7 protein-coding genes, 1 tRNA gene and 1 pseudogene are annotated in these 9,040 nt (G+C 73.3%); 8 read left to right on the forward strand and 1 reads right to left on the reverse strand.

Annotation, left to right across the window (positions count from 1 at the left end; translation table 11 throughout):
• Window positions 1–68 precede the first annotated feature (68 nt).
• From QSK20_RS31570 to QSK20_RS31595, 6 genes are all read left to right on the forward strand, one after another.
• A complete protein-coding gene (locus tag QSK20_RS31570; protein ID WP_285792265.1) occupies window positions 69–2,246 on the forward strand; it encodes a GGDEF domain-containing protein in 2,178 nt (725 codons plus the stop codon).
• Window positions 2,247–2,255: 9 nt separating this feature from the next.
• Entirely contained in the window at window positions 2,256–3,218 is a 963-nt protein-coding gene (locus QSK20_RS31575) for a UTP--glucose-1-phosphate uridylyltransferase (RefSeq protein WP_285792266.1), read from the forward strand.
• Window positions 3,215–4,531, forward strand: a complete 1,317-nt coding sequence (locus tag QSK20_RS31580; protein ID WP_088980806.1) for a molybdopterin molybdotransferase MoeA — start codon at window positions 3,215–3,217, stop codon at window positions 4,529–4,531. Before QSK20_RS31575 ends, QSK20_RS31580 begins: the two co-directional genes overlap by 4 nt.
• A 34-nt stretch (window positions 4,532–4,565) precedes the next feature.
• Window positions 4,566–5,210 (forward strand): GNAT family N-acetyltransferase, encoded by a 645-nt coding sequence (locus QSK20_RS31585; protein ID WP_285792267.1) that lies wholly within the window; start codon window positions 4,566–4,568, stop codon window positions 5,208–5,210.
• 186 nt (window positions 5,211–5,396) lie between these two features.
• The gene (locus tag QSK20_RS31590; protein ID WP_502889095.1) at window positions 5,397–6,254 is read left to right on the forward strand and encodes a SepX/GlpR family protein; all 858 of its coding nucleotides are present in this window, start codon (window positions 5,397–5,399) and stop codon (window positions 6,252–6,254) included.
• Between the two features lie 387 nt (window positions 6,255–6,641).
• A tRNA-Ala gene (locus QSK20_RS31595) sits at window positions 6,642–6,715 on the forward strand.
• A 65-nt stretch (window positions 6,716–6,780) separates the two neighbouring features.
• Here the strand turns inward: QSK20_RS31595 and QSK20_RS31600 are convergent.
• Window positions 6,781–7,302 carry a tyrosine-type recombinase/integrase gene (locus QSK20_RS31600; RefSeq protein ID WP_285792269.1) on the reverse strand — a complete coding sequence of 174 codons (522 nt, stop codon included), beginning with the start codon at window positions 7,300–7,302 and terminating at the stop codon, window positions 6,781–6,783.
• Between the two features lie 312 nt (window positions 7,303–7,614).
• On the opposite strand from QSK20_RS31600, the gene QSK20_RS31605 reads away from it, so the two are divergent.
• Window positions 7,615–8,190: a hypothetical protein gene (locus QSK20_RS31605; protein WP_285792270.1), complete on the forward strand. Its 576-nt coding sequence runs from the start codon at window positions 7,615–7,617 to the stop codon at window positions 8,188–8,190.
• A gap of 580 nt (window positions 8,191–8,770) precedes the next feature.
• Window positions 8,771–8,914: pseudogene (locus QSK20_RS31610) on the forward strand (helix-turn-helix domain-containing protein); the annotation flags it as partial.
• Window positions 8,915–9,040: the final 126 nt, after the last annotated feature.

A 9,040-nucleotide genomic window follows, 5' to 3' on the forward strand; every position in this document is an offset into this window, starting at 1 on the left:
CAACGCTCGTCCAACGGTGCCGTTGTGTCAGCATCGCAGCATCGGGCGTAATACTTCCGGGGGGAAGAGTGACGCTACGCGGGCGGTTGACCGCAGCCTTCCTCACGGTGGTGCTCGGTCCGGTCCTGCTCGGGGCGTTCTTCGTGGGCACCACCCTGGCCACGGTCGACCAGCGGCGCTCCACCGAGCGGCTCGGCCTGGCCGTCGGGGCCGTCCGGACCTCCGTCGACGCCCTCTGCCAGCAGCTGCGTGCCGCCGCCGACGCGGTCGCGCTGGCCGGCGCGGACCCGGTCGGCCGGGCGAGCGCCGCCACCCAGGTGGTCAGCCGGGGGCTCGCCGCCGCCGTCCTGGTCACCGACGTGACCGGGCGGGCCGCCTACACCACGCCCGGCGCGCCGGAACGTCCCTGGCTGGACTGCGCCGGCACCCGCCGGCTCGACGGCCCGGTGCGGGCGCTCACCGCCGAGGTGGAGCTGCGCGACCGCGCCGGAGCCGAGCTGGGCCGGGTCGCCGCCGCCCAGCTCGTCGACCCCGGCTTCGTGGCCCGGCTCGCCGCCGTCACCGGGGTCGAGGTCACCCTCACCGGCGACGCCGGCATCGTGCAGACCACCGAGGCGACCGCGGTACGCGACGAGGTGCTGGCCGCCGCCGCCCCGGCCGGCGACGACCGGGTCACCGGCACCGGTGGCGGGCGGTACGTCCGCCGCGCCGGACCGGCCCCCGGCCAGCCGCTGCCCCTCGTCCTCTCCGTCCCCGGCGACCGGTCACCGGGCCTGCACGCCGCCCTGGTCGCCGCGGTCCTGCTCGCCGGTCTCCTCGCCGTGCTCGCCGCCGCGCGGCTGGCCCGGGTCACCACCCGGCCGCTGGCCGAACTGGCGCACGCCGTCGACCGGGTCGCCCGGGGGGACCTGACCGTCCGGGTGCCGGTGCGCAGCTCCGACGAGATCGGCCGGCTGGCCGGCACGTTCAACCGGATGACCCGGGAGACCCAGTCCTACGTGGCCGCCCTGACCAGGAGCCGGGACCAGATGCGCGGCCACCTCACGGTGCTCGGCGACACCCTCGCCAGCACCCACGACCTGGACCGCATCCTGCGGGTCATCCTGCACAGCGCGATCGCGGCGACCGGCGCGCGGTCCGGCGCGGTGCTGCTGGTGGAGGAGGACGGCGTCCTCGTCGGGCGGTGCGTGACCGGCCCGGACGGTGACGACCCCACTCCGGAGCCTGCACTGCGGGTGCCGGTGGGCAGTGGCGTCGTGGGGACGGTGGCGGCCACCGGCGAGCCCCGGCGAGGGCGGGTCGAACCGGGCGACGGGCCGCCCGGCGGGGCGGACGGCCGGACGTACGTGGCGGTGCCCTTCGCCGCGCCCGGCGCGGCGGCCGACGTGCCCTGGCGGTCCGCTCCCACCGGCGAGGCCGCCCCCGGCACACTCGGCGTATTGGTGCTCTACGACCGGCTCGGCGCGGACGGGTTCGACGACCACGACCTGGTGACCCTGCGGACGTTCGCCGGGCACGCGGCGGTGGCGGTGGAGAACGTCCGGGTGCACGAGGAGGCGCAACGGCTCTCGCTGACCGACCCGCTCACCGGACTCTGGAACTACCGCTACCTGCGCGAGTCCATCCGCCGGGAGGTGGAACGGGCCAGCCGCTTCGGCCGGATGCTCAGCGTCCTCGCCCTGGACCTGGACCTGTTCAAGAAGGTCAACGACACGCACGGGCACGCGGTCGGCGACGCCGTGCTGGTCGAGTTCGCCCGCCGGGTGCGCGGCGAGATCCGTGAGGTGGACCTCGCCTTCCGGCAGGGCGGTGAGGAGTTCGTGCTGCTGCTGCCGGAGACCGACGCGCGGGGCGCGGCGATCGTGGCGGAACGGCTGGGCGCGGTGGTACGGGACGGCCCGATCGAGGCCGAGTCGCACTCGGGCGTGCCGACGGCCGCGCCCGTACGGATCACGGTGACCGTGTCGGTGGGCATCGCCGTCTACCCCGACCACGGCAGCACCGCCCAGCAGGTGCTCGACGCCGCCGACGACGCCCTGTACGCGGCGAAGGCGGCCGGCCGGGACACCTACCGGGTCGCCCCGGTGCCGGTCCGCCCCACCGCCGAGGAGATCACGGTGCGGGCGGCGGCGGTACCGCCGGAGGACGGAATGCCCCGCGCCGGTGCCGGTGGAGGCGCGCGTCACGCCGTCGACGGCGGCGCGTCTTCCGGGCCACACCCGCCACGGCAGAGCCGTGGCCGATAGTCTCGCGACATGTCGGAGCAACCAGCGAATCCTTCAACGGCGCCCACCTCGACCGGCCGCCCCCGGGCGGTCAAGGCCGTCATCCCGGCCGCCGGTCTGGCCACCCGCTTCCTTCCTGCGACGAAGGCGGTGCCCAAGGAGCTGCTGCCGGTGGTCGACCGGCCGGTGTTGCAGTACATCGTCGAGGAGGCCACCGCAGCCGGGATCGGTGACGTCCTGCTGATCACCGGCCGGGGCAAGACCTCGATGGTCGACCACTTCGACCGCCGCCCCGACCTGGAGACGCGGCTGGAGGAGAAGGGCGACGCCGAGCGGCTGGCCGCCGTCCGCCGCCCCAGCGAGCTGGCCGAGATCTACACCTGCCGGCAGCCCGAGCAGCTCGGCCTCGGCCACGCCGTCGGGTACGCCGAGTCCCACGTCGGCGACCAGCCCTTCGCGGTGCTCCTCGGCGACGAGTTCGTCAAGCCGTCCGAGCCGCTGCTGCCGGCCATGTTGGAGCTCCAGGCCCGTACCGGCGGCATCGTGCTCGCCTTCTTCGAGGTCGACCCGGCCGAGACCAAGCGGTACGGCATCGCCTCGGTGGAGCCGGCCGAGGCGGAACTGACCGACGTCGGCGAGGTCGTCAAGGTCACCGGCATGGTGGAGAAGCCGAAGCCGGAGGACGCGCCGAGCAACCTCGCCGTCCTCGGCCGGTACGTCCTGCCCGGCACGATCTTCGACGCGATCCGGCGGACCGGGCCGGGCAGCGGCGGGGAGATCCAGCTCACCGACGCGATGGAGCTGCTGCGCAGCGAGGGCACACCGGTGCACGCCATCGTCTACCGGGGCACCCGCTACGACACGGGCATGCCCCTGGGCTACCTCCAGACCGTCGTGCAGATCGCCTGCGAACGGGAGGACCTGGGCGACGAGTTCCGCAAGTGGCTGGGGGAGTTCGTGGCCTCCGACGCGTCGGGCGGTCCTAGTACATGACCGCGACGGCCGACGCCGAGGCGGCCGCGAACGAGTTGACGCCGCTCGCCGACTACCTGGGCAGTGTGCTGCGCAGGTTACGCGCGCTGCCTCCGCTCGACCTCGACCTCACCCAGGCGTACGGCAACGTCCTCGCCGAGGACGTCGTCGCGCCGCACTCGTACCCGGCCTTCGACCAGGCCGCGGTCGACGGGTACGCGGCCCGCTGGGAGGACATCGGCTCCGGCACGGGCCGGGGTGTCGGCTACGCCCCGGGCCGCGCCGGGTCGCCGAGCGGGCGTACGGTCCGGCTGAACGTGGTCGGTGACCTCGGCGCGGCCAGTTGGCGGCCGGTCCGGCTCACCCCCGGCTCGTGCTTCTCGGTGGCGGCCGGCGCGCCGCTGCCGTCCGGCGCGGACGTGGTGGTGCCGGTGGAGTGGACCGACCAGGGCATGGCCGCCGTCGAGATCTTCCGCGTCCCCAAGCGCGGGTACGGGGTCCGCCGCGCCGGGGAGGAACTACCCGCCGGCACGCTGCTCGCCCGCGCCGGCACGTACGTCTCCCCGGCCCTGGTCGCGGTCTTCGCCGCCACCGGCCTCGGGCACGTGGTGGTGCGGCCCAGCCCCCGGGTGGTCATCGTGGCCACCGGTGACGAACTGGTCGACGTGGGCCGGGGCAGCCAGCCCGGCCAGGTGGTGGACGCCAACTCGCACGCGCTGACCGCCGCCGCCGCCGAGGTGGGCGCGCTGGCGTACCGGGTGGGTATCTGCGACGACGACCCGGAGGCGCTGCGCGGCCTGCTGGAGGACCAGACGCTGCGGGCCGACCTGATCATCACCACCGGCGGCACCGGCACCGGGCCGGGCGACATGGTCCGCCGGATCCTCACCCGCCGGGAGGGCGGCCGGGCCGGACCGGTCACCTTCACCGAGGTCGCCCTCTATCCCGGCACGGCCCTCGGATTCGGTACGGTCGGAGCCGAGGAGGTGCCGGTGGTCTGTCTGCCCGGTGAGCCCGGTGCCGCGATGATCGGCTTCGAGGTGCTGGCCCGTCCCGCGATCAACCTGCTCGCCGGGGCGGAACCGGTGTTCCGGCCGAGCGTCCGCGCGCACCTGCTGGAGACCATCACGTCCCCCGGTGGGCTGCGGGAGTTCCGTCCCGCGCACGTGGCCGAGCGACGCGGCGGCGGCTACACCGTCCAGCCGTTGCCGGGCGGCCCGTTCACCCTCTCCGGACTGGCCGAGGCGAACGGCCTGATGGTGCTCGGCGAGCGGGTCACCACCGCCGCGGCCGGCTCCACCGTGGACGTGCTGCTGCTGGACCGTCGCCGGTGAGCGTGGACGGTGGGCCCGGCGGGTGGACCGGGCGATGACGTGGTTCGGTAACGCCCCCGGCTGGCCGGTCGTCCTCACCGACGGCCCGGTGACGCTGCGGCCGTACCGCCGGTCCGACGCGGCGGCCTGGTCGGAGGTCCGCCGGGCGAACCGTGACTGGTTGGCCCCCTGGGAGTCCTCGGTGCCCGGTCGCTGGGACGAGATGAACTCGCCCGCCGCGTTCCGCTACGTCCACCGTGACCAGCGCCGGTCCGCGCGGATCGGCGAGGGGATGCCGTTCGCGGTCTGCGTGGTCGACAACGGGCGTGAGCGCCTGGTCGGGCACCTGAACATCGGCAACATCGTCCGGCGGGCGTTCTGCTCCGGGTACGTCGGCTACTGGGTGGACAGCCGGGTGGCGGGGCGCGGGGTGATCCCGACCGCGATGGCGCTCGCCGTCGACCACGCCTTCGGCCCCGGCGGGCTGCACCGGATCGAGGTGAACATCCGCCCGGAGAACGGGCCGTCCCGCCGGGTGGTGGAGAAACTCGGCTTCCGCGAGGAGGCGCTCCACCGGCGGTACATGCACATCGACGGTGCGTGGCGCGACCACATCGGCTATGCGATGACCAGCGAGGAGGTGGCCGCCGAGGGCGGCCTGCTGGCCCGCTGGCACCGGGTACGCGCCGCCGCCGGATGATCTGTCCCACCGTCGGCAATCCGGCGCGGCGCACAATCTTCCTGCTCGGTCGCCCGTAACCTCAAGTAACTGCAAGCTGTGGCAAGCGCTGCGGTGGCCGCATGATCGGCGAAACGGGCGATGTCCGGTCGAAGATCCTGCGGCCGGCGCGCGGATGTCCGAACTTCGGTGACGGGAGGGGTGAGGGTGCCGACCTCGGTGCTCCTCGCCGTCCTCGCCGCCGCCGGCCTGCTGGCTCTCGCCCCGGCGCTCGTCCGCCGGTACGACGCCACCGAGCGGCTGGTGGCGGAGCGGGCGCAGTCGACGGCGCGGGTGCTCCAGCGCCGCCGGCGGCGTCGTACTGTGCCCGGACGCCGCCCGGTGAACCCGTCCCGTTCCCTGGTGGTCACGCTCGGTCCGGACGGCACCGGCGGGACCACCGCTGCCACCTCCGCCGTTGCCCGTTCCGCGCCGAACGCCGGACCGGCCGCCGCCACGTCACCCACCACCGGACCGGCCACCGACCCCCCGGGCACCACGCCCGGCCGGGGCGTCGGCCGCCGGTCCGGGCGGCTGCGCGCCGTGCCCCCCGCTCCCGGCCGTCCCCGCCGCCGGACGCCACGCCGGCAGCACGCCCCGGTGGTCTACCGCCGCCGCCGCGTGCTCGCCGCGCTGCTGCTGCTGAACTTCGTCGAGCTGATCGGCGTGGTCGTCGCCGGCCCCGGCTTCTGGATCAGCGTTTCGGTCACCGGCACCCTGCTCGTCGCGTACGTCGTCCACCTGCGGGCACGGGCGGTGGCCGAGCGCCGTCGACGGCGGGCGCGGGCCCGGGAGGCGGCCTGGCTGGCCGCACGGCAGGCCGAGGTACGCCGCGAGCAGGCCCGCCGCGCGGCGGCCCGCCGGGAGCAACAGCGCCGCCTGGCGGCCCAGCGCGAGGCGGTACGGCGTACCGCCATGGGCCTGGACCGCCCCGACGACCTGCCGGCGGCGGCCAGCGGAGGCGGCTCGGTCTCCTACCGGCGCAGCGGCGGCCTGCGGGGCCGCCCCTACCAGTCCCGCCGCTGAGGGCTCCCAGGCCGGGACGCGGGCGCCGCCCGGTGGCGGGTCCCGTGGGCGGCGGGTGGTCGCGCCTCCTGGCGGGTCGGGTCCTGTCGCGTCGGCCCTCCTGGCGGGTCGGGTCCTGTCACGTCGGCCCTCCTGGCGGGTCGCGGCGTGCCGGGCGGGGTGGTCGGGTGGCGGGCCCTTTAGAGCTGCCCGCACAGACGGGGCACCGGCCGGTGCTGGTCGTCGTCCGGGATCGTGACGCCTTCCGGCCCCTCTGGGGGACGTCTCCCACCACGCTCCCGGCTGGGAGGGGTGGGGCGATTCGCTCTCGGGGCGGGGAACCTGTTAGCCTTGTCGCCGGCCCGCCCGGTGAATGCCGGGTGGGACCGAAGCCGGTTCGCCGGCGGAGGGGCTGTGGCGCAGACCGGTAGCGCACCTCGTTCGCATCGAGGGGGTCAGGGGTTCAAATCCCCTCAGCTCCACCCAGTTCAAAGGCCGTTTCCGGTAGTCGGAGACGGCCTTTTCGATCTTGTACAGCAGCAGCGGCTCAGGTGCCGAACTGCTCGCCGAGGCGTTTCAGGGCGGCTTGGGTGGCCGCCGAGGTGGCCTCGCTGTAGATGTTCATGGTCACGGCGATCTGGCGGTGCAGGAGCTGCCGGCGGATGCGCTGGAGTTGGTAGGCCACCGCCAGCTGACCGGCGGTCAGGTCGACGTCCTCCCAGCGCAGGCCAAGCACCTCACCCCGGCGCAGCCCGAGGACCAGGATCAGCACGTACGCGGCGTAGAGCGGGTCACCCTCGGCGCGGGCCGATTCCAGGAACTGGCGTACCTCGTCGGCGGACCACGGTCGGGTCTTGCGTGGGCGGGGCTTGGCGACCCGGAGCAGGGCGGCCGGGTTGCGGGTCAGCAGTTCGTCGCGGACGGCGTTGTTGAGGGCGGCCCGCAGGGTCGTCCAGGCGTCGCGGGCAGTGCGTTCGGTTCTCTCCTCGGCGGTGGCAGGGACGGATACGAACTGCCACCGGTTGTCGGAGCGGTGTCCGTCGGTGGTGTTTGTGATGTCTCCTGGCACCGCCGGGAGGGCGGAAGCGTGGCCGAACCACTGACCGCCGATCGGGGAACCTCCTTCCGGTTCGCGGATCGTGGGTGTGGTGCCGGGACGGGCGGGGTGCCTGGTCGTCGGCTTCCGGCGGGGTGCCGCAGGCGATCCCCACCCGTCGAGGTACGCGAATCCGGGCCATGTGCGGCTCCAGTTGATCCGTTGCGGATCCGCGTCAGATGATGCGTGACACCGACGGCGTGGTTTAGTGCTGGCCGTCACTGACCGCGATCGGATCTGTAGAGCCGCGAGGACCGCCGGCCGCCGCCGTCGGAGGACAACGGGATGCTTTCGGACTATCAACATCAACTGCGGGCCAAGCTGTTGACCGCCCCAGTCATCGCACCGCCAGAGCCCTGGCGGCACCTCAACCAGATACTTGTGGGCGGGCTGCAAGGCGTCGGCTTCGGCGTCCATCCAGAGACTGGCGACGACCTGCTGATGGTCGCTTCGCTGGACGGCTTTGGCCTGGTCGATGCGACCACGGGTACGAAGATCGCCCGAGACCGCCACCCCGACCCCGACGACGCTTCACCGTCTGGGCCAGACCTGGCCTGTCCGGGCATCGGAGTGCTGGCCGGCACTCAGGTACGCATCGCCGGGCTGTTCGGCGGCGGCCTGCACGCCACGACCGACGATGGCTGGACCATCGACGTGGTAGCCCCCGAGTGGCCGAACCACCGCGTCCTGCTGTCCGCCGACGGCGGGGCCTACAACGGCCCAGCGGGCACGACCTGGTGGCACGTCTTCCACGCCGATCACTCGGAGCTACGCGCTGCCGGCTTCTCCCCGTCCGGCCGCACCCTGGTCATTGCAACCAGCAGCGACGTGACACTTATCGTCCGCCCCGAACTCACCTGACCGCACACAACGAGCGAGGCCCTCCAGGCCGTCAGCAGGAGAGCGGCGAGAGTCAGAAGGTCAACGACTGCAACATGAGGCCCGATTCAAACCGGCCGCCAGACCCGGACCAAACAGGACGAGGGTCAACCGGCAGAGCATGAGCTGCTTCAAGGTCTGTACTCCGCAGCGCTAGCCGGCTATGCCATCGATAGCAGGACCGTCGGTTGACGGCACGCTGACGAGCGCAGGCACGGATGAAACTTCCGAGTTGCCGTCGCATGCGGACCAGACGCGAGCGCTTGTAACGGGGCATCAGGCAGCAAGAAGGCAGCGTAAGCGTCGACATGGGCCGACCCCGAAAGTAACCCGACGACCGTTCGGCACCTGCTCAGCGACGCCGAGCACCACCAGTTGTACAGACCGACAGGTTTAGACCGCATCCCCTCGGCGGGGTTCCAGTCCTCGCCGGGAGATGTCCCGTGCTGTCTCGGCAGCCGGTGGCCGTTACGCGGGCGAGGTGGAGCGTTGTACCGTCCGTAGTGGTTGTTCGCCGACGAGAGCTGGGCGCGTTCCTCCTTCCTACGCCGGGAGCGTCGTTGTGTCGCACGTCGATCCGCGTTTCGGGGTCCGGTTGCGGGCTCTGCGTGCCGAGCGGGGTCTGTCCCTGCGGGCGCTGGGGCAGCTCGCGCATCGGGGTAAGAGTCATCTGCACGACCTGGAGACGGGTGCGAAGGCTCCGACGCCTGAGAGAGTGTTGTGATACCTCGGTGTGATCTTCGCTGACTGTGTCAGCGAAGATCACGTCTGTGTCGCTGTGTCTGTAAACCGGCGTACGAGTCGTCGCTGACGGACGGGCAGTGGGCGGTGA

This window comes from Micromonospora sp. NBRC 101691, assembly GCF_030269285.1.
Taxonomy (GTDB): Bacteria; Actinomycetota; Actinomycetes; order Mycobacteriales; family Micromonosporaceae; genus Micromonospora; species Micromonospora echinospora.

Excerpts from the sequence above, each read along its gene's own strand:
- QSK20_RS31575 (WP_285792266.1), top strand. The coding sequence starts at position 2,256 with ATGTCGGAGCAACCAGCGAATCCTTCAACGGCGCCCACCTCGACCGGC.
- QSK20_RS31580 (WP_088980806.1), top strand. The coding sequence starts at position 3,215 with ATGACCGCGACGGCCGACGCCGAGGCGGCCGCGAACGAGTTGACGCCG.
- QSK20_RS31585 (WP_285792267.1), top strand. The coding sequence starts at position 4,566 with ATGACGTGGTTCGGTAACGCCCCCGGCTGGCCGGTCGTCCTCACCGAC.
- QSK20_RS31605 (WP_285792270.1), top strand. The coding sequence starts at position 7,615 with ATGCTTTCGGACTATCAACATCAACTGCGGGCCAAGCTGTTGACCGCC.